This is a genomic window from Pseudomonas morbosilactucae, assembly GCF_023241665.1.
Lineage (GTDB): Bacteria > Pseudomonadota > Gammaproteobacteria > Pseudomonadales > Pseudomonadaceae > Aquipseudomonas > Aquipseudomonas morbosilactucae.
The window spans coordinates 79,294-102,317 of sequence record NZ_JALQCX010000063.1 but is presented as its reverse complement, the minus strand read 5'-3'; the positions used below and the strand labels follow the sequence as shown (position 1 = coordinate 102,317).

General features: G+C 61.5%; 18 protein-coding genes and 2 pseudogenes. 12 read left to right on the top strand and 8 right to left on the bottom strand.

What is annotated here, in order from left to right:
• Positions 1-497: 497 nt before the first annotated feature.
• Positions 498-2,786, top strand: coding sequence for a putative bifunctional diguanylate cyclase/phosphodiesterase (locus tag M1B35_RS28015; RefSeq protein WP_123336468.1), 2,289 nt, complete (start codon positions 498-500; stop codon positions 2,784-2,786).
• Here the strand turns inward: M1B35_RS28015 and M1B35_RS28010 are convergent.
• The gene (locus M1B35_RS28010; RefSeq protein WP_268263669.1) at positions 2,677-3,573 is read right to left on the bottom strand and encodes an NAD(P)-dependent oxidoreductase; all 897 of its coding nucleotides are present in this window, start codon (positions 3,571-3,573) and stop codon (positions 2,677-2,679) included. The two genes, M1B35_RS28015 and M1B35_RS28010, sit on opposite strands and share 110 nt — an antisense overlap.
• 196 nt (positions 3,574-3,769) lie before the next feature.
• On the opposite strand from M1B35_RS28010, the pseudogene M1B35_RS28005 reads away from it, so the two are divergent.
• Positions 3,770-5,952 (top strand): annotated as a pseudogene (locus M1B35_RS28005) (hypothetical protein).
• Positions 5,953-6,293: 341 nt separating this feature from the next.
• On the opposite strand, the gene M1B35_RS28000 reads toward M1B35_RS28005, so the two are convergent.
• Positions 6,294-6,599 (bottom strand): DUF2288 domain-containing protein, encoded by a 306-nt coding sequence (locus tag M1B35_RS28000; protein ID WP_123336474.1) that lies wholly within the window; start codon positions 6,597-6,599, stop codon positions 6,294-6,296.
• 349 nt (positions 6,600-6,948) lie between these two features.
• Here M1B35_RS28000 and M1B35_RS27995 point away from each other — a divergent pair, with 349 nt between their 5' ends.
• From M1B35_RS27995 to M1B35_RS27975, 5 genes are all read left to right on the top strand, one after another.
• A complete protein-coding gene (locus tag M1B35_RS27995) occupies positions 6,949-8,076 on the top strand; it encodes a branched-chain amino acid ABC transporter substrate-binding protein (protein ID WP_123336476.1) in 1,128 nt (375 codons plus the stop codon).
• Between the two features lie 230 nt (positions 8,077-8,306).
• On the top strand, positions 8,307-9,230 hold the full coding sequence (gene livH, locus M1B35_RS27990) for a high-affinity branched-chain amino acid ABC transporter permease LivH (protein WP_123336478.1): 924 nt from the start codon (positions 8,307-8,309) through the stop codon (positions 9,228-9,230).
• Positions 9,227-10,483 carry a high-affinity branched-chain amino acid ABC transporter permease LivM gene (locus M1B35_RS27985; protein ID WP_268263668.1) on the top strand — a complete coding sequence of 419 codons (1,257 nt, stop codon included), beginning with the start codon at positions 9,227-9,229 and terminating at the stop codon, positions 10,481-10,483. Before livH ends, M1B35_RS27985 begins: the two co-directional genes overlap by 4 nt.
• Positions 10,480-11,247 carry a high-affinity branched-chain amino acid ABC transporter ATP-binding protein LivG gene (gene livG / locus M1B35_RS27980; RefSeq protein WP_123336483.1) on the top strand — a complete coding sequence of 256 codons (768 nt, stop codon included), beginning with the start codon at positions 10,480-10,482 and terminating at the stop codon, positions 11,245-11,247. Before M1B35_RS27985 ends, livG begins: the two co-directional genes overlap by 4 nt.
• The gene (locus M1B35_RS27975) at positions 11,248-11,949 is read left to right on the top strand and encodes an ABC transporter ATP-binding protein (protein ID WP_123336485.1); all 702 of its coding nucleotides are present in this window, start codon (positions 11,248-11,250) and stop codon (positions 11,947-11,949) included.
• A 90-nt stretch (positions 11,950-12,039) separates the two neighbouring features.
• Here the strand turns inward: M1B35_RS27975 and M1B35_RS27970 are convergent, their stop codons facing one another.
• On the bottom strand, positions 12,040-12,948 hold the full coding sequence (locus tag M1B35_RS27970) for a LysR family transcriptional regulator (protein WP_123336487.1): 909 nt from the start codon (positions 12,946-12,948) through the stop codon (positions 12,040-12,042).
• 103 nt (positions 12,949-13,051) lie between these two features.
• Between M1B35_RS27970 and M1B35_RS27965 the strand changes: the two genes are divergently transcribed.
• From M1B35_RS27965 to M1B35_RS27955, 3 genes are all read left to right on the top strand, one after another.
• Positions 13,052-13,651 (top strand): short chain dehydrogenase, encoded by a 600-nt coding sequence (locus tag M1B35_RS27965; RefSeq protein WP_123336489.1) that lies wholly within the window; start codon positions 13,052-13,054, stop codon positions 13,649-13,651.
• 101 nt (positions 13,652-13,752) lie between these two features.
• Positions 13,753-14,436, top strand: coding sequence for a COG3650 family protein (locus M1B35_RS27960; protein WP_123336491.1), 684 nt, complete (start codon positions 13,753-13,755; stop codon positions 14,434-14,436).
• 109 nt (positions 14,437-14,545) lie between these two features.
• Positions 14,546-16,159 carry an NAD(P)/FAD-dependent oxidoreductase gene (locus M1B35_RS27955; RefSeq protein ID WP_123336493.1) on the top strand — a complete coding sequence of 538 codons (1,614 nt, stop codon included), beginning with the start codon at positions 14,546-14,548 and terminating at the stop codon, positions 16,157-16,159.
• A 101-nt stretch (positions 16,160-16,260) separates the two neighbouring features.
• On the opposite strand, the gene M1B35_RS27950 is transcribed toward M1B35_RS27955, so the two are convergent.
• Complete coding sequence (locus M1B35_RS27950; RefSeq protein ID WP_268263667.1) at positions 16,261-17,355, bottom strand: PLP-dependent cysteine synthase family protein; 1,095 nt, start codon at positions 17,353-17,355, stop codon at positions 16,261-16,263.
• A gap of 291 nt (positions 17,356-17,646) precedes the next feature.
• On the opposite strand from M1B35_RS27950, the gene nhaA reads away from it, so the two are divergent.
• The gene (gene nhaA, locus M1B35_RS27945) at positions 17,647-18,834 is read left to right on the top strand and encodes a Na+/H+ antiporter NhaA (RefSeq protein WP_268263666.1); all 1,188 of its coding nucleotides are present in this window, start codon (positions 17,647-17,649) and stop codon (positions 18,832-18,834) included.
• Between the two features lie 67 nt (positions 18,835-18,901).
• Here the strand turns inward: nhaA and M1B35_RS27940 are convergent, their stop codons facing one another.
• Positions 18,902-19,366: an outer membrane lipoprotein gene (locus M1B35_RS27940; RefSeq protein ID WP_123336499.1), complete on the bottom strand. Its 465-nt coding sequence runs from the start codon at positions 19,364-19,366 to the stop codon at positions 18,902-18,904.
• Between the two features lie 172 nt (positions 19,367-19,538).
• Here M1B35_RS27940 and M1B35_RS27935 point away from each other — a divergent pair, with 172 nt between their 5' ends.
• Complete coding sequence (locus M1B35_RS27935; RefSeq protein ID WP_123336501.1) at positions 19,539-19,775, top strand: hypothetical protein; 237 nt, start codon at positions 19,539-19,541, stop codon at positions 19,773-19,775.
• A gap of 13 nt (positions 19,776-19,788) precedes the next feature.
• Here the strand turns inward: M1B35_RS27935 and pdxH are convergent, their stop codons facing one another.
• The 3 genes and pseudogenes from pdxH to M1B35_RS27920 all read right to left on the bottom strand — a co-directional run bounded on the left by pdxH (position 19,789) and on the right by M1B35_RS27920 (position 22,982).
• Positions 19,789-20,433: a pyridoxamine 5'-phosphate oxidase gene (gene pdxH, locus M1B35_RS27930; RefSeq protein WP_268263665.1), complete on the bottom strand. Its 645-nt coding sequence runs from the start codon at positions 20,431-20,433 to the stop codon at positions 19,789-19,791.
• A 23-nt stretch (positions 20,434-20,456) separates the two neighbouring features.
• A pseudogene (locus M1B35_RS27925) lies at positions 20,457-21,697 on the bottom strand (OmpA family protein).
• A 139-nt stretch (positions 21,698-21,836) separates the two neighbouring features.
• The gene (locus M1B35_RS27920) at positions 21,837-22,982 is read right to left on the bottom strand and encodes a serine hydrolase domain-containing protein (protein WP_268263664.1); all 1,146 of its coding nucleotides are present in this window, start codon (positions 22,980-22,982) and stop codon (positions 21,837-21,839) included.
• Positions 22,983-23,024 lie beyond the last annotated feature (42 nt).

Here is a 23,024-nt window from a genome sequence, read left to right as displayed (position 1 = left end):
AAAAAATTGAACAGATTAGCCAGGAACAACAGGAACAGAATGCGCCAGGCATTCGCCGCTTGGGTCGAGTTCTGCATGGGTTGGTCTCTTTATTGTTATTCGGCCAGACGCAACCGAGCCTGGAAGCTGCAATCTAGTCAGGCGGCTACGTGCTGTCTGTGATCATTCGCCAGTCTGATATCAAGCCATGGCCCCTGGCCTGCCCCTCCTCAATGCATGAACAACACACGCCCCCTGACGAGAGCGCCCCAGTGGCGTGGATCACAGCCTGTTCGCCCACCGCTGCGAGCGGCGTTCAGGCTGGCGCCTCTGAAAACCCTGGTAACAGAAACAGTCATCACCGGAAGTGCTTAGCATCTTTGGCGATTACGCCCATATCGAAATCGTTGGGAGCAAACTGCCAGCACCGTTCCCGGTCGCCGGACGGCCTCTATACTCCAGGCATTCGTCGGCGCCCCAAGGCACCGAGTTGAGATGACGCTGAGACGAGGCATGCTATGGAATGGCTGGGTGTGCATTTCTTTACCGAGCTTCCAGAGCGCGGGCAGACAGTACTCGGTTGCAGTCATAGCCCCTTTCTGGTGCTGCTGGCCTATCTGGTGGCCTGCGCCGCCAGCTTCGCCACCCTGGATATGGCCGAGCGCGTCGGACACGTCGAACGCCCGTCCACCCAACGGCTCTGGCGCTGGATCGGGGCCTGCTGCCTGGCTGGGGGCATCTGGGCCATGCATTTCATCAGCATGCTCGCCCTGCAAGTGCCCATCGAAGTGCACTACCAACTGCCCTTGACCCTGCTGTCACTGCTGATTGCCCTGATCGCCGCGTGGCTGGCTATGCAGACCCTCAGTCACCCGCAACTGCCGCTATGGCGCTACGTCTGCGCAGCGGTGTGGATCGGCCTGGGCATCTGCACCATGCATTACGTCGGCATGGCGGCCATGCGTTCCAACGCTGTGCAGTACTACCAGACGCCGCTGATGCTGCTTTCGATGGTCGTGGCGATCGGTACCAGCCTCGCCGCCCTGCTGCTGTCGCGCCATCTGTACAACGGCAGCGGCATGTTTCACCAATTGCTCAAGTACGCCAGCAGCCTGCTGCTGGGGGCCGGGATCATCAGCAGCCACTTCACCGGCATGGCCGCCTTGACCCTGGTGCTGCCCCTGGACAGCCCGGCCCGTGCCCCCGTGGACAACAACAGCATGCAACTGGGGCTGACCATCGCGGTGATTGCTCTGCTGGTGATCGGCAGCGCCATCAGTGCGGCCCTGGCCGACAAGAAACTGCAACACAAGGAGCACGACCTGCGCCGGGTCAACGCCCTGCTCTCGCAACTGGACCAGGCCCGGGTCTCTCTGCAACAAGTGGCCCACTACGATGCCCTGACCAACCTGATCAACCGCCGCGGCTTCAACCAGTTGTTCGCCGAAAAGCTTCTGGAAAAAACCACCTACGGCGGCAAGCTGGCGGTGATGTTCCTCGACATCGACCACTTCAAGCGGATCAACGACAGCCTGGGCCACGACGCGGGCGACGAGTTGCTGAAAGTCATCGCCGGCCACATCAAGCACTCCACCCGCACCCATGAGGACGTGGTGGCGCGCTTTGGCGGCGACGAGTTCTGCATCCTCACCAGCCTCAAGGAGTGCGACGAGGCTCGGCACATGGCCCAGCGCATCATGCAAAAAATGAAGGAACCCATCGAACTGGCGGGCCGGCGCATGGTGATGACCACCAGCATCGGCATCAGCCTGTTCCCGGACGACGGCACCACCTGCGAAGAACTGCTGAAGAATGCCGACCTGGCGCTGTATCAATCCAAAGCCGGTGGCCGCAACAACCTGCATTTTTTCAGCAGCAACCTGAAAGCCCGGGCCACCCTGGAATTGCAGCTCGAAGAAGAACTGCGCCACGCCCTGCGCAGCGACAGCGAACTGCGACTCTATTACCAACCCATCTATGACTTGAAAACCGCCAAGGTCAGCAAGCTCGAAGCCCTGGTCCGCTGGCAGCATCCGCTACACGGCCTGCTGGCGCCGGACCGTTTCATCGGCATTGCCGAGGCCAACGGCCTGATCGAGGCCCTGGACAACTGGGTCCTGCGCAAGGCCTGTGAGGATCTGGCCCGGCTGTCCCAGAGTGGGTTCGACCAGCTTAAGGTAGCGGTCAACTGCTCGGCCTTGAACCTGGTACGGGAGGAACTGCCAGGGGAAATCGAAACCGCCCTGCACGACGCCGGGATCGCGCCGCAACGGCTGGAACTGGAGGTCACGGAAAACGCCCTGATGGGCAACATCGACAAAACCCTGGTGCTGTTGCAGCAAATTCGTACCCTCGGCGTCTCGCTGTCCATCGACGACTTCGGCACCGGCTACTCGTCCCTGGCCTACCTCCGGCGCCTGCCCCTCAATACCCTGAAGATCGATCGCTCGTTTATCCAGGACATCCCCCAGTCGACCCAGGACCGGGAAATCGTCCAGGCCATTATCGTCATGGCCCATACCCTGCATTTGCAGGTGGTGACCGAGGGGGTCGAGACCGAGCAGCAGTACCAATTCCTGCAATACCATGGCTGCGACTATTTGCAGGGCTACCTGCTCAGCCGCCCCGTGCCCTTGAGCGAGCTACCGGGAGTGCTGGAGGAACTTGATGCGCGACGCGAGCAGCCGGCCAGTGGGGTCAATGCGCCGTTCCAGGCTCGCGATACAGCTGCACCAGAGTCGCGGGATCTTTTTCCAGATAGCCTTGGCTGCCATGCAGGCGCATCAACTGGGCTGCTAGCCCGCTGACCGGGGTTGCCGAGCCCTGCTCGCGGGCAAACTTCACGGCACCGTCCAGGTCCTTGAGCAACGTACGCACATGCCATTTGATCGGCTCGAACTGGCTGCCGGCCATTTGTGGCGCCAGTATCTGCAAGGGCTTGGAGTCGGCAAAACCACCGGCCAGGGCCTCGGCGATCAACCCGGCATCGACCCCGGCGCGTTCGGCCAGGGCCACCACTTCGGCGATTACCAGTGCATTGCAAGCAACGATCATCTGGTTGCAGGCCTTGGTCACCTGCCCCGCGCCCACCGCGCCCATGTGCGTCACCCGCTGCCCCAGTTGCAACAGCACCGGGCGGACCCGCTCAATGTCCGCTGCCGCCCCGCCCACCATAATCGCCAGGCTACCGGCTTCGGCCCCGGCCGTACCGCCGGAAACCGGGGCGTCGACCCAGGCCATGCCGCTGCAGGCGGCCAGTTCGGCCGCCATGTCCTGAGTGGCCGTGGGTTCCAGGCTGGAAAAGTCCACCAGTAACTGGCCGGCCCGAGCGCCCTGCGCAATGCCGTCGGCGCCGAACACCACCTCACGGACCACCTCGGTGTTGGCCAGGCACAGCAATACCAAGGTGTTGCCCTCGCACAACTGCGCCGGCGTGGCCACTTGCCGGGCCCCGGCGGCCACCAGCGGCGCACACTTGTCCGGGTTGCGGTTCCACACCGTTAACGGATAGCCGGCGGCCAGCAAACGCTGGCACATGGGCAGGCCCATCAAGCCGATTCCGGCAAACCCCAGGGAAGGTAACTCTGCCATCACATTGCCTCCTTTTGATTAAAGATCGCCGAATATTGGCCGATTCAACAGAATCCGGGAAAGGATTCCCAGAGCGACCCGCAGGCTAAGTTCCTGACGCTCAGGCTAAATTCGCGCTCCATGAAGCGACGAGACCCCCTATCGTGATGGCTCGAAGACATTTGTCAGCGGGCCAACCTGTCCAGGCATATGGCGAACAATGACTTCTAAAAATAACGCGGCCAATGCGGCCAACGAACTGACGCTGAACGCTCCCGAACCCAGCCCCTCAGCGCCGAAGCCATTGTCCAGCTCACGCCCGCTGGCTACCCAGCAATACCTGTACTTCACCGAAACCAATACCGACCGCATCCTCGACAACCTCGACGGTCTGCGTGACAGCGTGTTCCCCCGGCCGCTGCACCTGGAAGGCGACAACGAGATCCGTCGTGACCAGGAATTCCCCTCGGTCTGCCTGATCGGCCTCGGCCGTTGCGGCTCCAACATTGCCCTGGATGTGGCGGAGTTGGTGTACAACGCCCGCAAGTTCTACCTCAACGAATTCAACAACGAAGACAAATCCTACGCCGAGAAGGGCTACAGCCCGGGCCAGTGGATCCGCAACAACCTGCGCCTGGTGCAGAACAAGGCCACCAAGCCGGTGTTCCTGGTAGAGCCGCTGGTGATGCTTGGCGACCTGGACAAAGACATTGCCGGGCGCATTCGCTTCTCACGCAAGGGCGAGAAGAGCGGCTTTATTCGCGACTACAGCAAAATGAAGATCATGGACCTATCCGAAGTCCATGCCGGCGGCGCCGGTAACGCGCCGATCCTCGGCCAGTACCTGGCGAAGATCATCCTCAACAAGGACACCCAGCGTTTCTCCAGCCCCGAGTGGAAAATGATCCACTCGTACCTGATCGACTCCTGCGGGATCAAGGCCAACCAGTCGCGCCTGTACTTCTCGATCTTCAGCGCCGGCGGCGGTACGGGTTCGGGCATGGCCTCCGAATTCGGCCTGGCCCAGCAATACTCGTACATGAACAAAACCTTCGACACCAAGCCGATGGACGAGCACGACAGCAAAAGCGGTCACTCCTTCGTCTTCGAGCCGATCTTCACCAGCGGCATCTGCGTGCTGCCGAACATCTCGGACCACCGCAGCGAAATGTCCGAAGCGCTGCACATCAACGCCGGCCGCCTGCTGTGCAAATACCTCTCGGAAGAGTGGGACTTCTCCTACAACTTCGACAATGAAGACAGCAGCGAAGCCAGCGTCATGGGCCGCATCCGCCCATGGAACGCGATGATGCTGATCTCCAACGACATCATGCGTTATGCCGAAGAAAGCGATGACGGCAACATCCAGAACATCGACGTCAACGCCATGGAGAAGCACGCCAACCAGTACATCTCCCAGCAGATCTTCAACATCCTCACTGCCCAGGCGGTGACCACCGACTACGACCAGAACTACTTCCGTCGCGCCGGCATCGATATCGGCGAAACCATCCGCCTGGACGCCAACGACCTGTTCATGAGTCTGGCCGGCCCGGTGGCGATTGCTATGCCGAATCCGTGGTGCCGGAACAACCGACGCCTACCGGCGACAAGTTCAAGGTGTTCGAGAAAGAGCCGCAGCGCCTGAACATCGATGACCTGTTCTTCCGCTCCATCGACCTGCCGCACTTCAACAAAGTAACCCAGGCCATCGAAGGCATCAGCCTGCTGCCCATCGAGTCCAAGCGCTACCGCGCAGCGCTTGAGCAGTACAAGGCCTCGGGTTACGACGCGGCGGCCCTGCATGACCTGCACTTCTTCAAGAACTGCTCGTCGGTGGTGTCCATCGTTTCCTTGCCCAAGGACTACAAGCTGTCCTACATGGACCTGAACCGGCTCAAGACCCACCTCAACAGCCTGTTCCCCAACACCACCCTCAAACGCTATGCGCTGGTGATCGGTGCCTCGGCCAACCTCTCGCTGACCACCCTGATCGCCAAGAGCCCGTGCCTGTCGGACGACTTCCTGACGCTGATCGTGGCCTTTATCAAGCGTTGCTTCGCCCGCAACCCGTATCGCTTCGACGAAACCCTGGACAACTCGATCCTCGACTTCATCGTCAGCGACGAATTCGACGAAAGCCTGATCGACGACCTGCTCAACGAGTTCGAGAATCCGGCGAAGATCCTCGACACCAACTGGTACGCGATCAAGCCAATGTACGAGAAGAAGTACCGCGAGCTGATCAACGACAAGGACAAGTTCGTCTCGATCAACGACATCCGCCTATCCCGGGATTGCGTGAAGAAGGCCATCAAGTACCTGCGCGAGATTTACCGTCACCGCATCGGTAAGACCAAAGTCATCTCGCTCAACAACCACACCGGCAAAACCGCCTTCTAAGCCCATCGCCGGGCCGCTGCGCGGATCGCCGGCAAGCCGGCTCCTACACGGGTACATCGCTAACACACCTGTAGGAGCTGGCTTGCCAGCGATGACGTCCGCAAAAACGAAGAGCCCTATCGCCTGGCCAATGGGTAGGCACATCCAGGGCGTTTGCTCACATCACGAAACAATTGGACCGCCCGGGGCGGGCCACTCAACTGTTCCCCTTCCGCAAACGTCACACAGGCGGAAAAATCTGATGGGGCCTTTCTCCACGGCAAGTTGCCATCATGCTCGCGGCGGTTACTCGGCTACACACTTTTAACGGCGAAAATCACGCACCAAAAAGGCGCAACCGATCAGGCAGACGCCCGCTCATGGACCATAATCCACGGCGAAACCACCACCGCCCACAACTGTGGATCACGCTCCAGCAGATCCAGCGCCCGCGTCGCAGACAGCTTCTCCAACTTCCCGTCGGCCAGCCAGGCCGCCACTTTCTCGGCTTCGTTCTCGGCCACGGCCTGCGCCGCTTCGATCAGATCCAGCGTGGGATCGACCCACAATAGGGCACCCTTGGCGAAGAACGGCTCCAACTCCTTCCAGGAAATTGATGCGGTTTCACCAAGCAGCTTGGCATAGAGGGTGCTAGGTTCTTGGTTCATGGGTCTGTCCAGAAAAGAAATCGGCGCAATCATAACGTCGCGGTTCTGGCAGAAAAACCCAGATGCAATGGCGTCATCGATAGAGAAGCGTAGGAAAGCCAAGGATTGCCGTTGAACAGGCCGTTATGCCCAGCAAAATCCCGCCGCAATTCTGACTTTTTCTTTCAATAAAGCGACACCCCACGTTTTTGCCCCCAGCAGCCAGCTTTTCAAGCGAACGACCGGCGCTCTACACTGTACCGGTACAGTTGCCAGGGGCATTTCCGGGGTTAATAAAGAACTATCTGACCCGGTTCTGCGACTTTGGCCGCCAGGACTATAAAAAATACAACAGTAAGAGTGGAGCACTATGAATAAGGCTACTAAGCAGATTTCCAAACTGTTTGCCGCTATGGTTCTGGCCGGGGTTGCCAGCCATTCGTTCGCAGCTGACACCATCAAGATCGGCATTGCCGGCCCTAAGACCGGCCCTGTAGCCCAATACGGCGACATGCAATTCAGTGGCGCAAAAATGGCCATCGAACAAATCAACGCCAAGGGCGGCGTCAACGGTAAGAAACTCGAAGCTGTTGAATACGACGACGCCTGTGATCCGAAACAAGCCGTAGCCGTGGCCAACAAAGTGGTCAACGACGGCGTCAAGTTCGTGGTCGGCCACCTGTGCTCCAGCTCCACTCAGCCGGCCTCCGACATCTACGAAGATGAAGGCGTGATCATGATCACCCCGGCTGCCACCAGCCCGGACATCACCGCCCGTGGTTACAAAATGGTGTTCCGCACCATCGGCCTGGACAGCGCCCAAGGCCCAGCCGCCGGCAACTACATCGCCGACCACGTGAAGCCGAAAATCGTTGCTGTCCTGCACGACAAACAGCAATACGGTGAAGGCATCGCCACCGCCGTGAAGCAGACCCTTGAGAAGAAAGGCACCAAGGTTGCCGTGTTCGAAGGCATCAACGCCGGCGACAAAGACTTCTCCTCGATGATCGCCAAGCTCAAGCAAGCCAACGTCGACTTCGTCTACTACGGCGGCTACCACCCAGAGCTGGGCCTGATCCTGCGCCAAGCCCAGGAAAAAGGCCTGAAAGCCAAGTTCATGGGGCCGGAAGGCGTGGGTAACGACTCCATCTCGCAGATCGCCAAGGACGCGTCCGAAGGCCTGCTGGTGACCCTGCCGAAATCCTTCGACCAAGACCCGGCTAACGTCGCCCTGGCGGATGCCTTCAAGGCCAAGAAGGAAGACCCGAGCGGTCCGTTCGTATTCCCGGCCTACTCGGCCGTTGAAGTCATCGCTGGCGGCATCACTGCGGCCAAGAGCGAAGACGCTGGCAAAGTGGCTGAAGCCATCCACGCCGGTACCTTCAAGACACCTACTGGCGACCTGAGCTTCGACGCCAAGGGTGACTTGAAAGACTTCAAATTCGTGGTCTACGAGTGGCACTTCGGCAAACCTAAAACCGAAGCCTCGCCTCAGTAAGGTTCGGTCCTGACCGACTGCCAATAAAGCCCACGGCGTGCCGTGGGCTTTGTTTTACGAATGTACTGGGCCGTGCTTCCGTGATCCGGGGCCTTCCCACCTGAAAATCTCAAAACCGTCATCAGCGGTTCGCTGGCAAAACTCAGCTCGAAGTGGGTGCAGATCCACGGGGCCTGAGCGGGAAAATGACTCCACCAGTGAAATGCGTATCAGGTTTTTAGGAGCTTGTAATGCCTGACATCTATCACTTTTTCCAACAGCTGGTTAACGGTCTGACCGTTGGCAGCACGTATGCCCTGATCGCCATCGGCTATACGATGGTTTACGGCATCATTGGAATGATCAACTTCGCCCACGGCGAGGTGTACATGATCGGCTCCTACGTGGCGTTCATCGCCATTGCCGGGCTGGCCATGATGGGACTCGACAGTGTGCCGCTGTTGATGACCGCCGCCTTTATCGCCAGCATCGTCGTCACCAGTGCCTACGGCTACAGCATCGAACGGATCGCCTACCGCCCCTTGCGTGGCAGTAACCGTCTGATCCCGCTGATCTCTGCCATCGGCATGTCGATATTCCTGCAAAACACGGTTTTGCTGGCGCAAGACTCCAAGGACAAGTCCATCCCCAACCTGATCCCGGGCAACATCTCCATCGGGCCAGGCGGGGCACATGAAGTGCTGATTTCCTACATGCAAATCGTGGTGTTCGTGGTGACCCTGGTCGCCATGCTCGGCCTCACCCTGTTCATCTCCCGTTCTCGCCTGGGCCGTGCCTGCCGCGCCTGCGCCGAAGACATCAAGATGGCCAACCTGCTAGGCATCAACACCAACAACATCATCGCCCTGACCTTCGTCGTCGGTGCCGCGCTGGCCGCTGTAGCAGCGGTGCTGCTGAGCATGCAGTACGGCGTGATCAACCCCAACGCCGGTTTCCTGGTGGGCCTCAAGGCCTTCACCGCAGCGGTCTTGGGCGGCATCGGCAGCATTCCGGGCGCCATGCTCGGCGGGCTGGTGCTGGGGGTAGCCGAAGCCTTTGGCGCCGATATCTTCGGCGACCAGTACAAGGACGTCGTGGCGTTCGGCTTGTTGGTTCTGGTGCTGTTGTTCCGGCCGACCGGCATTCTGGGCCGTCCGGAGGTTGAGAAAGTATGACTAGGAATCTTAAATCGGCGCTGTTCAGCGCCTTGTTGGTCTGGGCAGTTGCCTACCCGGTACTGGGCCTGAAACTGACCATCGTCGGCATCAACCTGGAAGTCCACAACACCAGCAACACCACCCTGGCGATCATCGCGATCTGCTCGGTGCTGATGTTCCTGCGGGTGCTGTTCAACCAGCAGATCAGCGCGGCCTGGAAATCCTCGCCAAGCATGCCGTTGATCCCGGCCAAGGCCAGCAACTTCCTGACCCTGCCAACGACCCAGCGCTGGATCATCCTCGCGTTGATCGTCGCGGCACTGATCTGGCCGTTCTTCGGCTCCCGCGGTGCGGTGGACATTGCCACGCTGATCCTGATCTACGTGATGCTCGGCCTGGGCCTGAACATCGTCGTCGGTCTGGCAGGCCTGCTGGACCTGGGTTACGTCGGCTTCTACGCCGTGGGCGCCTACAGCTATGCGCTGCTGTCGCACTACTTCGGCCTGAGCTTCTGGATCTGCCTGCCGATTGCCGGCTTGATGGCGGCCACCTTCGGCTTCTTGCTGGGTTTCCCGGTATTGCGGCTGCGCGGTGACTACCTGGCGATCGTGACCCTGGGCTTTGGTGAAATCATCCGTCTGCTGCTGCGCAACATGACCGATCTCACCGGCGGCCCCAACGGCATCAGCAACATCGAAAAGCCGACCTTCTTCGGCCTGACGTTCGAGCGCAAGGCCGCCGAAGGCATGCAGACCTTCCACGAGTTCTTCGGCCTGCAGTACAACTCGATCAACAAGGTGATCTTCCTTTACCTGGTGGCCCTGCTGCTGGCGCTGGCGGCGTTGTTCGTCATCAACCGCCTGCTGCGCATGCCCATCGGCCGTGCCTGGGAAGCCCTGCGTGAAGACGAGATCGCCTGCCGTGCCCTGGGCCTGAACCCCACGGTCATCAAGCTCTCGGCCTTTACCCTGGGCGCCGCGTTCGCCGGTTTTGCCGGTAGCTTCTTTGCCGCGCGCCAAGGCCTGGTGACCCCGGAATCCTTCACCTTCATCGAGTCGGCGATTATCCTCGCCATCGTTGTACTGGGCGGCATGGGTTCGCAGTTGGGTGTGATCCTGGCGGCGATCGTGATGATCCTGTTGCCGGAACTGATGCGTGAATTCAGCGAATACCGCATGTTGATGTTCGGCGCCATGATGGTGCTGATGATGATTTGGCGTCCTCAAGGCTTACTGCCCATGCAACGTCCTCACATGGAGCTGCGCAAATGAGCCGTGAGATCCTCAAAGTAACGGGCCTGAGCATGCGCTTTGGTGGCCTGCTGGCGGTCAACGGCGTGGCCCTGACCGTCAAGGAAAAACAAGTGGTGGCGCTGATCGGCCCGAACGGCGCCGGCAAGACCACGGTGTTCAACTGCCTGACCGGTTTCTACAAGCCCAGCGCGGGCAGCATCCTCCTCGATGGCCAAGCCATCGAAGGCCTGGCCGGGCATGAAATCGCCCGCAAAGGCGTGGTGCGGACCTTCCAGAACGTGCGCCTGTTCAAGGACATGACGGCGGTCGAGAACCTTTTGATCGCCCAGCATCGGCACCTCAACACCAACTTCCTGGCCGGTCTGTTCAAGACCCCTGCGTTCCGCAAGAGCGAGCGCGAAGCCATGGAGTACGCCGAGTACTGGCTGGACAAGGTCAACCTGCGGGAATTCGCCAACCGCCCTGCCGGCACCCTGGCTTACGGCCAGCAACGTCGCCTGGAAATCGCCCGCTGCATGATGACCCGCCCACGGATCCTCATGCTCGACGAACCCGCAGCCGGCCTCAACCCCAAGGAAACCGAAGACCTCAAGGCGCTGATCAGCGTGCTGCGCGAAGAGCACAACGTCACCGTGCTGCTGATCGAACACGACATGAAACTGGTCATGAGCATTTCCGACCACATCGTCGTGATCAACCAGGGCACGCCCCTGGCCGACGGCACGCCGGAGCAGATCCGCGACAATCCTGAAGTGATCAAAGCCTACCTGGGGGAAGCGTAAATGCTGCAATTCGAAAACGTTTCCACCTTCTACGGCAAGATCCAGGCCCTGCACAGCGTCAACGTGGAGATCCGCCAGGGCGAAATCGTCACCCTGATCGGGGCCAACGGCGCCGGCAAATCCACCCTGCTGATGACCCTCTGCGGTTCGCCGCAAGCCCACAGCGGCAGCATCCGCTACCTTGGCGAGGAACTGGTGGGGCAAAGCTCGGCGCAGATCATGCGCAAGAGCATTGCCGTGGTACCGGAAGGCCGTCGAGTGTTCGCTCGCCTGACCGTGGAGGAGAACCTGGCCATGGGCGGGTTCTTCACTGAAAAAGGCGACTACCAGGAGCAGATGGACAAGGTGCTGCACCTGTTTCCAAGGCTCAAGGAACGCTTCAGCCAGCGCGGCGGCACCATGTCCGGTGGCGAACAGCAAATGCTCGCCATCGGCCGCGCGCTGATGAGCAAGCCCAAGCTGTTGCTGCTCGACGAGCCCTCCCTGGGCTTGGCGCCGATCATCATCCAGCAGATCTTCGACATCATCGAACAGCTGCGCAAGGACGGTGTGACGGTGTTCCTGGTGGAGCAAAACGCCAACCAGGCGTTGAAAATCGCTGACCGCGCCTACGTGCTGGAAAACGGCCGGGTGGTGATGCAGGGCACTGGTGAAGCCTTGCTGACCGATCCAAAAGTGCGCGAAGCCTATCTGGGCGGCTAAGCACGGGTGACACGAAAAAACGGCCTGCGGGCCGTTTTTTTTGCTCTCGATTCCACTGGCTCGTGGCAAATGCGCCAGAGCCACACAGCCCTAGAGGCGATCCAGGGCCTCGCCACTGCGCTTGAACCAGCCGATCAGGTAATCCGCCAGCACCTGGGTGCGCCTGGGCAAACCGCCCTGGTACGGGTGCACCAGGTACATCGGCATGCTGCGGGTCTGATAGTCGCGCAACAACCAGCGCAGGCGGCCATCAGCCAACTCGGCATGGACCATGTAGGACGGCAGGCGCGCGATGCCGGCGCCCACCAGCGCGGCCTTTTTCAACAGGTTGTAGTGGTTGCTGGCAAAGGGGCCGGACACCCGCACCCGGTGCAATTCGTGCTGCTGGTGGTACAGCCACTCTTCGCGCCCGCTGTAGTGACTGTTGAGCAGGCAACGGTGCTCGGCCAGGGCCTTGGGCGCCAGCGGCTCGCCGTATTGCTCCAGGTACGCCGGGCTGGCGCAGGTCATCTCGTGCCAGGCCAGCAGCGGCTTGGCCACCAGGCGCTCGTCATTGGCCACCTCGGAACGAATCGCCAGGTCAAAGCCATCCCGGGACAGGTCGCGGTAGCTGTTGTTGAGCTCCAGCTCGATCTGCACCTCGGGGTAATGCCGGGAAAATTCCAGCAGCAGGCCATCGAAAAACGTCTCCCCCAGTGACACCGGCACCGTCAGACGCACCGGGCCGACCATCTCCTCCTTGAGCCGTGCCAGGGCCTGATGGGCTCGCTGCACCTGCACCACCAATGCCTGGGCCTGAGGCAGCAAGGCCGCACCGGCGGCGGTCAGGCTCAGCTTGCGGGTGGTGCGCTGCAACAGCCGCACCGTGAACCGCGCTTCCAGGGCGCTGATGCGCTTGGACAACTGGCCCTTGCTGCAGCCCAATTGCTGGGCCGCCAGGGTGAAGCTGCCGGCGTCCATCAGCACGGCAAAGGCCGCCAAGTCATCCATTTCGCTCATGGATTGTTTCCATTTGAAAACCAAAGGTTGCCCATTAGCGCGTTAATCAACAAAAAAAACCACCCTAGACTGCAACCTCATTCCCCCGTCTGAGGACAACAGCATGAAGATTCTATTGATCGGCGCGGCCGGCACCATTGGTTCAGCGGTGGACCAAGCGCTTTCCCAGCGTCACGACGTCATCCGTATCGGCCGCAGCAGCGGCGAGTTCCAGGTGGACATCAGCGACAGCGCCTCGATCCGCCGCCTCTTCGAGCAGACCGGCCGCTTTGATGCCCTGGTCTGCGCCGCCGGCAACGTGACCTTCGCTCCGCTGGGGGACATGACCGAACAGCACTTCGCCCTGGGCTTGCAGGACAAGCTGATGGGCCAGGTCAACCTGCTGCTGATCGGCCGCGAGTTCGCCAACGATGGCGCCTCATTCACCTTCACCAGCGGCGTGCTCAGCCATGATCCGATCCGCAGCGGCGCCTCGGCGGCCCTGGTCAACGGCGCGCTGGACAGCTTCGTCCGCGCGGCGGCCATCGAGTTGCCCCGTGGCCTGCGGGTCAACAGCGTCAGCCCCACAGTGCTGGAAGAAGCCATGGGCAGCTATGCCCCGTACTTTCGCGGCTTCAAGCCGGTGCTGGCGGCAGACGTGGCCCTGGCTTACGCCAAAAGCGTGGAAGGGTTGCAGACCGGCCAGACCTATCACGTCGGCTGATCGGCATGGCGCCGGCCTCCGGCGCCCACACGGGTCGTCCGTGGGGTTGTGATGCGCGTCCAGGCTGCGTAACGTGGCGGCACTTGCCTGGAGACCCCCTGATGCGCGCCGTCCGTTCCCTGCTGTGTGTTGCCCTGCTGCCCCTGTTTGCCGGTTGCCAGATGCTGCCGTTGTTGAATAACCAGGCCCAGGCGCCGTCGCTCGCCGGCATGACGCGTCTGCAAGGCGAACTCAGCGCCGCCGACGGCCAACTGCTCTTCAAGCCCTGCGGTGAACAGCGGCGCTATGCCCTCAAGGACAGCGGCGACACCAGCGTGCTGCAGCAAGCCGCGGCCTTGGCTGATGAACAGGGCACGCTGTTCGCCGACCTGCGCGGCAAGCTCGACGCCAAACCGCTCGCTGGCAGCGATGGCCAGTTGCAAGTGAGCCAGCTGTATCGCATCGAACGCACCAGCAACGCCTGCAACGACCCGACCTTCCAACGCCTGATCCTGCGCGCCAGCGGACATGAGCCAGAGTGGAGCGTCGACGTCAGCACCAAAGGCATGGTGATCGAGCGTACCGGCCAGCCGGCCCTGGCCCTGCCCTATCTGGAAGAACAACTGGGCGATGGCCGTTTCAACCTCAGCAGCGAAGCCAACAACCAGCACGTCGAACTCTGGGTCGCCCCGCAACGCTGCATCGACAGTAAGACCGGCAGCGTGCAGCACCTGACCGCCGAACTGCGGGTCAACGGCCAGGTACAGCGGGGCTGCGGCTATTTCGGCGGCTCACGCAACGACTGAGTCGACGGGCAACCGTTTTAACCTCACGGCAACTCAGGATTGCGGCTTATAATCGCCGGTTCGAAAAACGCCCTGGCGCATTGGTGCGTCCCGCGAACCGGATCCTGTCATGTTACGAATCACCGAACTCAAGTTGCCGATCGACCATCCCGAAGAAGACCTGCGCCCTGCGATCCTGCAGCGCCTGGGCATCGCCAGTGATGACCTGCTCGATTTCACCTTGTTCAAGCGCAGCTACGATGCCCGCAAGAAGTCCTCGGAGCTGTGCTTTATCTACACCATCGACCTCGACGTGCGCGACGAGGCCAAGCTGCTGAAAACCTTCGCCGACGACCGCAACGTCAACCCGGCACCGGATGTCAGCTACAAAGTCGTGGGCCAGGCCCCGGCCGACCTGGCGCAGCGCCCGATCGTCGTCGGCTTTGGCCCGTGCGGGATTTTCGCCGGCCTGCTGCTGGCGCAGATGGGCTTCAAACCGATCATCCTCGAGCGTGGCAAGGAAGTGCGCCAGCGCACCAAAGACACCTGGGGCCTGTGGCGCAAAAGCGTGCTCAACCCCGAGTCCAACGTGCAGTTCGGCGAAGGCGGTGCCGGGACCTTCTCCGACGGCAAGCTCTACAGCCAGATCAAGGACCCGAAACACCACGGCCGCAAAGTCCTCCACGAGTTCGTCAAAGCCGGCGCGCCGGAAGAAATCCTCTACGTCAGCAAACCGCACATCGGCACCTTCCGCCTCACCGGCGTGGTCGAGAACATGCGCCAGCAGATCATTGCCCTGGGCGGTGAAGTGCGCTTCGAACAGCGGGTCACCGACGTGCTGATCGAAGACGGCCAACTGTGCGGCGTGACCCTCAACAGCGGCGAACAACTGCTCTCCCGGCACGTGATCCTGGCCCTCGGCCACAGCGCTCGGGACACCTTCCGCATGCTCCACGGCCGGGGCGTGTTCATGGAGGCCAAGCCGTTCTCGGTGGGGTTCCGTATCGAGCACCCGCAATCGCTGATCGACAGCGCGCGCCTGGGCAAGTACGCCGGCCACCCGAAACTCGGGGCCGCCGATTACAAACTGGTGCACCACGCGAAAAACGGCCGTTCGGTCTACAGCTTCTGCATGTGCCCAGGTGGCACGGTGGTAGCGGCCACGTCCGAGCCGAATCGGGTAGTGACCAACGGCATGAGCCAGTACTCACGCAACGAGCGCAATGCCAACTCAGGCATCGTGGTTGGCATTACCCCTGAAGTGGATTACCCGGGTGGCCCGCTGGCGGGGATCGAGTTGCAAGAGCGCCTGGAATCCCACGCCTTTGTCCTCGGCGGCAGCAACTACGAGGCCCCGGCACAACTGGTGGGCGACTTTATCGCCGGCAAGCCGTCGACGGCACTGGGCAGCGTCGAGCCATCCTACAAGCCGGGCGTGGCCCTGGGCGATTTGGCCCTGGCCTTGCCGGACTTCGCCATTGAGGCCATTCGTGAGGCACTGCCGGCCTTCGAGCGTCAGATCAAGGGCTACTCCTTGCACGACGCGGTGCTGACCGGCATCGAGACCCGCACCTCATCGCCACTGCGCATCACCCGTGACGAAACGATGCAGAGCCTCAACGTCAAAGGCCTGTTCCCGGCCGGAGAAGGCGCTGGTTACGCTGGAGGGATTCTCTCTGCCGGTGTGGACGGAATTCGGATCGCCGAAGCCGTGGCCCGCAGCATCCTCGGCATCGAAGCCTAAACCTGGCTTGTGTAGGAGCCGGCTCGCCGGCCATAGCGCCCCCCAGAGCGATACATGGCTCAAGGCTGAATCGCCGGCAAGGCCGGCTCCTACAGTTGTATTCAGAGGCCAGCGCGCAATACGCTGGCCGGCAATACCGCGCCCCGCTCCACACTGGCTGCCACCTCGGCGATCAACCCGCTCAACTCATAGCCCTGCCCCGCCAGCCACTGCTCATCGTAGTAGGTGGTCGCATAGCGCTCGCCGCCGTCACATAGGATCGCCACGATCGACCCCGACTCCCCCGCCGCCGCCATCTGTTGCGCGGCCATCAGCGCGCCAATCAGGTTGGTCCCGCTGGAGCCGCCGACCCGGCGTCCCAGGCGTTGTGCCAGGTAATGCATGGCCGCCAGCGACAGGGCGTCCGGCACCTTGACCATGGCATCGATCACTTTGGGCAGGAACGACGCTTCCACCCGCGGCCGGCCGATCCCCTCGATGCGCGACCCGCAGTCCAGGCGCAGGCTGGCGTCCCCACTCTGGTAGTAATCGAAGAACACCGAACGCTCGGCATCGGCGCACAGGACGCGAGTGCGATGCTGGCGATAACGTACATAACGGCCCAGGGTGGCGGTGGTGCCACCGGTGCCCGGGCTGGAAATCAGCCAGCTGGGCTCTGGATAACGCTCGCAGCGCAACTGCTGGAAAATCGACTCGGCGATGTTGTTGTTGGCCCGCCAGTCGGTGGCCCGTTCGGCGTAGGTGAACTGGTCCATAAAGTGGCCGCCGCTTTCACGGGCCAAACGCTCGGACTCGGCGTAGATCTGCGTCGGGTCCTGCACCAGGTGACTTTGCCCACCGTAAAAAGCGATTTGGGCGATCTTTTCCTGGGAGGTGCTGGCCGGCATCACCGCAATAAAGGGCAAGCCCAGCAGGCGCGCAAAATAGGCTTCGGAAATCGCCGTCGAACCGCTGGACGCCTCGATCACCGGCGCGCCGGGCTTGAGCCAGCCGTTGCACAAGGCATAGAGAAACAACGACCGCGCCAGACGGTGCTTGAGGCTGCCGGTGGGGTGACTCGACTCGTCCTTGAAGTACAGCTCGATGCCCGGCAGGCCCGGCAATGGCAACGGAATCAGGTGAGTGTCGGCGCTGCGCTGGAAGTCGGCCTCGATGATACGGATAGCCTCGCGGGCCCATTGACGCGAATCACTCATGCTCATTACTCATTTGGCTGGGCGCCACACAGGCGCGCAAAAATGGACCGTCCACAATGCCTGCAACATCCCGTAAAACGTGGCCGAAAAGGCTGTGGGCGGACATCTTAGGAAATATCTTCAGCCCCTCACAGGTACAGCTACGAAGCAATTGGCAACACAACTGCCGACGGGCTTTTTCAACAGACCCTCTGGACCCTGCTTATAACAAAAAAGAATATAATTTTTGTTTTAACAACTAAGAGTACGGGTTAGGGTGTGCCATCTTTTTAGCTTTTGGGGAGAGCGACCTTGCCTCTGCGTAGCACTTTCACTCGTTTCTTTGCCATGGAAGCTGCCAGCGGCCTGCTATTGATTGCCGCCGCTGTGCTGGCCCTGATCATCAATAACTCGCCGCTGTCCTGGCTCTATAACGGCTTGCTAGAAACCCCAGTAGTGGCCCAGATCGGCGCCCTGAAAATCGCCAAGCCGCTGTTGCTGTGGATCAACGACGGCCTGATGGCCCTGTTCTTCCTGCTGATCGGCCTGGAGGTCAAGCGGGAGGTCCTGGAAGGCCACCTGTCCAAGCCTTCGCAGATTGTCCTGCCCGGCGCGGCGGCCATCGGCGGCATGCTGGTGCCGGCGCTGATCTATTGGTTCCTCAACCGCGACAACCCGCCCGCCCTGAACGGCTGGGCCATTCCCACCGCCACGGACATTGCCTTCGCCCTTGGTGTGCTGGCCTTGCTCGGCAAGCGGGTGCCGGTGTCGCTGAAGCTGTTCCTGATGACCCTGGCGATCATTGATGACCTGGGGGCCATCGTGATCATCGCGATCTTCTATTCCGGTGCCCTGTCGACCTTGTCGCTGATGCTGGCGGCCGCGTGCCTGGCGGCCCTGGTGGCGATGAATCGCCTGGGGGTGGTGAAGCTCGGGCCTTACATGATCATCGGCCTGATTCTCTGGGTCTGCGTACTCAAGAGTGGGGTGCATGCGACGCTGGCCGGCGTGACCCTGGCCTTCTGCATTCCGCTGCGCACCAAAAACGCCGAGCCCTCGCCACTGCGTAGCCTGGAACACGCCCTGCACCCTTGGGTGTCTTACGGCATCCTGCCCTTGTTCGCCTTCGCCAACGCCGGGCTGTCCCTGAGCGGCGTAACCCTCGAAAGCTTCACCCACGCCGTGCCGATGGGCATCGCCATCGGCCTGCTGCTGGGCAAGACCGTGGGGGTCTTCGGCTTGACCTGGCTGGCAGTCAAGAGCGGCCTCTCGGCCCTGCCCAGCGGCGCCAATTGGGGTCAGGTGCTGGGGGTGGCGATCCTCTGCGGGATCGGCTTCACCATGAGCCTGTTCGTCGGCTCCCTGGCCTTTGTCCCGGGCAGCAGCGATTACGCGGGCATGGACCGCATGGGGATCCTCACCGGCTCCTTGTTCGCCGCCTTGATCGGTTATGCGGTGACCGCCGCCGCCAGCCGCAAGAACAACAGCCTGGCTTCCTGATCCAGGCCTGAAAACACAAAACCCCGACCAGTTGCCTGGTCGGGGTTTTGTTTTAAGCGCTGAAGGCTTAGTGGGAAACGCGACTGGTGCCATCCACGGTCATGATGCGCACACGCTCACCGACGCGGAACACTTCGTTTTCCTGGACCTGTTGCACATAGGCACGAATACCGCCGTCGTCTTCACGGACGGTGATTTCCACGCCTTGGGTGCGGGTCAGGCCTTCTTCCGTGGCCGAGCCCAGCAGGCCGCCGGCCACCGCGCCGATCACCGCGGTAACGATGCTGCCACGGCCGCCGCCGATAGCGCTGCCGCCCACGCCACCAATCACGGCACCCGCAGCGCCACCGATTGGGGTCTTGGTGCCTTCGATTTTCACCGGACGCAAGGATTCGATGGTACCCAGGCGGACGCTCTGAACCCGACGCGCTTCATCACGGGAGTAAGAGTCACCGGTCAGGTTCGAGGCACAGCCACCGAGCAACATCGCCATCGTGGTGAAGGACGCAACCAGCAGAACAGACTTACGCATAGGATCAACTCCAAAGGACAGACGAACATTAAACTCCGCAGCTTGATACCTGTCACGGCATGGCCCGGATAAAATTGTTTTCATTCAGCCTAAGTACAGACTGCACAAACGCCAAGAACGCTCAAAACCTTAGCGCTAATTTACAAGGCTGCACTCCGCCGAAAGGATTTCCATGGACTACTTCATCATCGTCGCCACTACCCTGGCCGGCCTGTATTTTCACGGCTGGCTGTATGTCCGCATCAAGCGCTGGATGGATCGCGACCTGGCCTTGTCGCTGGCCGGCGCCGACGAGGGGAAGAAGCAGTTCATGCTGCAACAACTGGCCTCGGCCCATCGGCAGAAAGTAAAACGCCGGGACCTGCCGCAGTGGCTCAAGGCCGCTGCGGCCGGTTATCCCGGCGAATGACACTGCAACGGCTTTAAGGGGCCAGGCGCTCACGCAGCCAGTCGGCGCCCTGCAGACGGTAGTTCAAGCGATCGTGCAGACGGCTTGCCCGCCCTTGCCAGAACTCGATGCGCTCCGGCAGCAGACGGTAACCGCCCCAGTGCTCCGGGCAATCGGGCTGGCTGTCGCTGAAGCGCGCCTCCGTCGCCTTGAGCAACCCCTCCAACTCGGCCCGGTCGGCAATTACCCGGCTTTGCGGCGAAGCCCAGGCCCCCAGGCGGCTGCCCAGCGGCCGCACCTGGTAATAGGCATCGGACTCTTGTGCACTGACCTTGACCACGCGGCCTTCGATACGCACCTGGCGTTCCAGCGTGGGCCAGAAAAACGTCATGGCCGCAAAGGGGCGCGCGGCCAATTGCCGGCCCTTATCGCTCTCGTAGTTGGTGAAAAAGGTAAAACCTTGTTCATCCAGGCCCTTGAGCAGCAGGATCCGGCAATGGGGGCGGCCGTCTTCATCGACGGTCGCCAGGGTCATGGCGTTGGCTTCAACCGGGGCTTGCTCGGTCTTCACCGCATCCGCGAACCACTGATGGAACAAGCCGAATGGCTCAACCGGGGCCTGAGCCTCGGTCAAGCCATCACGCGTGTAGTCGCGGCGCATATCAGCCAAGGCAGTCATGGCAGCTTCCTTTCCCTTGGTTATCAGTTTTTAACCTGGGCGGTACCGGTCGCGGCTTTTTTTGCCGGAGCAGCCGCTTTCTTCGCCGGGGTCTTCTTGGCCACTGGTTTCTTCGCAGCAGCGGCTTTTTTCGCCGGCGCAGCGGACTTCTTCCCGGCGGCTGGAGCCACGGCTGGCTTAACGTCCTGTACAGCCACCAGTTCGGCTTCGGAAGGCGTCGGTTGGTTGTACTTGCTCAGCAGGCCGAGCATGGTGCTGCGCTGAGTCAGCATGATTTCAACGCGGCGGTTCAAGGCACGGCCCGGAGCGCTGTCATTGGCTGCACGCGGCATCACTGAACCCATGCCACGCAGCATCAGGCGGTCTTGCTTCAGGCCGCTGAGGCTGAAGATCGCAGCCACGGACTGGGCACGATCACGGCTCAGCTTCTGATTGACGCCTGCGGCGCCGGTGGTGTCGGCATGGCCCAAGACCAGCACGGCGGTCTTGGTGTCGCCCTCGACGCCTTGGCCACGCGGGTGAACGGACCCAGGGTCACGGGCAGCAGCATGGCTGGACGATCCGGGTTGAACGAGCCGTCTACCGGGGCAATCACCACCAGTACGTTTTCACGGCGTTCCAGTTGCAGCTTGCTGTCCTTGATCGCTTCACGCAGGCGCGGCTCGTAGGTGTCCAGCCAGGCCTGGGTGATTTTCGGATCAGGCATCGGGATGTCCGCCACGTCCACCTTGCTCAGCGGCTTGGGCTCGCTTTTAGCGAACGGCCACCACCAATGGGTCTCGCTGTCGGCTTTTGCAGCGACGGCAACCGGAGCCGGTGCGGCTTCGACTTTCTTGGTCTCGGCTACAGGCTTGTCAGCGTCCGAATCCTTGGAAGAGAACGGCCACCACCAACTGCCACCGCTCTCGGCTTTGGCAACGGGTTCGGCAACAGCGGCCGCTGCCGGGGCTGGCGCTTCAGCAACGGCGGCGGGTTTGGCGGCTGGCGCCGGTGCCGCAGCGGCTTTGCTGGCCGGCGTAGCCGCAGGCTTGGCGGCGGCAGTGGATTTGTTCGCCGGCGGCTGGAGCGACCGGGGCAGCAGGCTTGGCGGCGGTTGCGCTGCCACGGTGGCCGGTTTTTCTGCGGCGGGCGCCACGTCCTTGCTGGTCGCCTTATCGGAACCGAACGACCACCAGTGGCCACCGTCTGCATCATTTTGTGGTGTTTGTGCGCAACCGGTGACGGTCAGGCAGATGGCCAAGGCTAAAGACTTGTTCGACGACATGGGATATCCACGAAATGAGGTAAAAATTACGGTCTATGCGACCCGTACAACAGACGCTTGGAAATTATAAAAGCCACAGGGTTCCATCCCGCAGATTTCCAAGCATGTTTAAGCAAAAAAGTTCTTAACAGCAACCTTTTTACAGACAATCCGACAGAACCCTCACCAGCTTCTGTGCCCGGGGATCCATCAATACATAGGGCCCCAAGGTATTGGTGACAAAACCAAAGGCCACATCATGTTCCGGGTCGGCAAAACCAACGGAACCGCCGGCTCCAGGATGGCCAAAGGCCCGTGCACCGAGGCCGAAGGTGGCATTGGGCACCGTGGGCTGATCGAGCATACAGCCCAGGCCGAAGCGCGTCTGGGTCAGCAGGGTTTTATCCATGCCGAGGCTGTGTTCCCGGGTCAATTCTTCCAGCATGTCGGCTTCCAGCAGGCTGCCATCGAGCAGGCCACTGTAGAAGCCTGCCAGGCTGCGGGCGTTGCCATGGCCATTGGCCGCCGGCTGCTGCATGCGCCGCCATTCCGGCTTGTTGGTGCTGGTCATGATCGACGGAGGGTTGGTGAAGGCCCGCGTGGTCATGGCTGCTGGCTCACGCATCGTGACCTGCAACAGACGCTGGGCGGCGGCGTCGCCGACATTGCCCTTGCCTCGGGCGATGTGCGCCACTCGGTAGAACTCCTCATCCGCCAGCCCGACATGAAAATCCAGGCCCAGCGGCTTGGCCACTCGCGCCACGATGGACTCCCCCGGCCCGCGCCCATCGGCGCGACGCAGCAACTCCCCGACCAGCCAGCCGTAGGTGATGGCGGCGTAGCCATGGCCTTCACCCGGCGTCCACCAAGGCTGCTCGGCCGCGAGGGCCGCGACCATCGTGGACCAGTCGTAAAGCGCCTCGGCCGGCAGCAGCTCATGCAAGGCCGGCAGGCCCGCCTGATGGCACAACAACTGGCGCAGGGTGATGCGTTCCTTGCCGGCCGCAGCAAACTCGGGCCAGTACTGGGCAACCGGTGCATCCAGCTTGAGCTTGCCTTCGGCCACCAATTGCAGGGCGGTCACCGCGGTGAAGGTCTTGGTGCAAGAGAACAGGTTGGCGATGGTGTCGCTGTGCCAGGCCTCGGCGCCGTCCTTGTCGGCCGTACCGGCCCACAGGTCGATCACGGTTTCCCCGCCGATCTGGATGCACAGCGCGGCACCGCGCTCCTGGGGATCCTCGAAGAGTGCCGCGAACGCTTCGCGCACGGCTTCGAATTTAAGTTCGTAATGACCCTGAATCTGCACCTTGATGCCCCCGGAACCCGCATTGAAAAGTGGCCGGCATTG

Bases quoted from the DNA above. Each gene is read 5' to 3' on its own strand.
- M1B35_RS28015 (WP_123336468.1), top strand. From the start codon at position 498: ATGGAATGGCTGGGTGTGCATTTCTTTACCGAGCTTCCAGAGCGCGGG.
- M1B35_RS28000 (WP_123336474.1), bottom strand. From the start codon at position 6,599: ATGAACCAAGAACCTAGCACCCTCTATGCCAAGCTGCTTGGTGAAACC.
- M1B35_RS27995 (WP_123336476.1), top strand. From the start codon at position 6,949: ATGAATAAGGCTACTAAGCAGATTTCCAAACTGTTTGCCGCTATGGTT.
- livH (WP_123336478.1), top strand. From the start codon at position 8,307: ATGCCTGACATCTATCACTTTTTCCAACAGCTGGTTAACGGTCTGACC.
- M1B35_RS27985 (WP_268263668.1), top strand. From the start codon at position 9,227: ATGACTAGGAATCTTAAATCGGCGCTGTTCAGCGCCTTGTTGGTCTGG.
- livG (WP_123336483.1), top strand. From the start codon at position 10,480: ATGAGCCGTGAGATCCTCAAAGTAACGGGCCTGAGCATGCGCTTTGGT.
- M1B35_RS27975 (WP_123336485.1), top strand. From the start codon at position 11,248: ATGCTGCAATTCGAAAACGTTTCCACCTTCTACGGCAAGATCCAGGCC.
- M1B35_RS27970 (WP_123336487.1), bottom strand. From the start codon at position 12,948: ATGAGCGAAATGGATGACTTGGCGGCCTTTGCCGTGCTGATGGACGCC.
- M1B35_RS27965 (WP_123336489.1), top strand. From the start codon at position 13,052: ATGAAGATTCTATTGATCGGCGCGGCCGGCACCATTGGTTCAGCGGTG.
- M1B35_RS27960 (WP_123336491.1), top strand. From the start codon at position 13,753: ATGCGCGCCGTCCGTTCCCTGCTGTGTGTTGCCCTGCTGCCCCTGTTT.
- M1B35_RS27955 (WP_123336493.1), top strand. From the start codon at position 14,546: ATGTTACGAATCACCGAACTCAAGTTGCCGATCGACCATCCCGAAGAA.
- M1B35_RS27950 (WP_268263667.1), bottom strand. From the start codon at position 17,355: ATGAGTGATTCGCGTCAATGGGCCCGCGAGGCTATCCGTATCATCGAG.
- M1B35_RS27940 (WP_123336499.1), bottom strand. From the start codon at position 19,366: ATGCGTAAGTCTGTTCTGCTGGTTGCGTCCTTCACCACGATGGCGATG.
- M1B35_RS27935 (WP_123336501.1), top strand. From the start codon at position 19,539: ATGGACTACTTCATCATCGTCGCCACTACCCTGGCCGGCCTGTATTTT.
- pdxH (WP_268263665.1), bottom strand. From the start codon at position 20,433: ATGACTGCCTTGGCTGATATGCGCCGCGACTACACGCGTGATGGCTTG.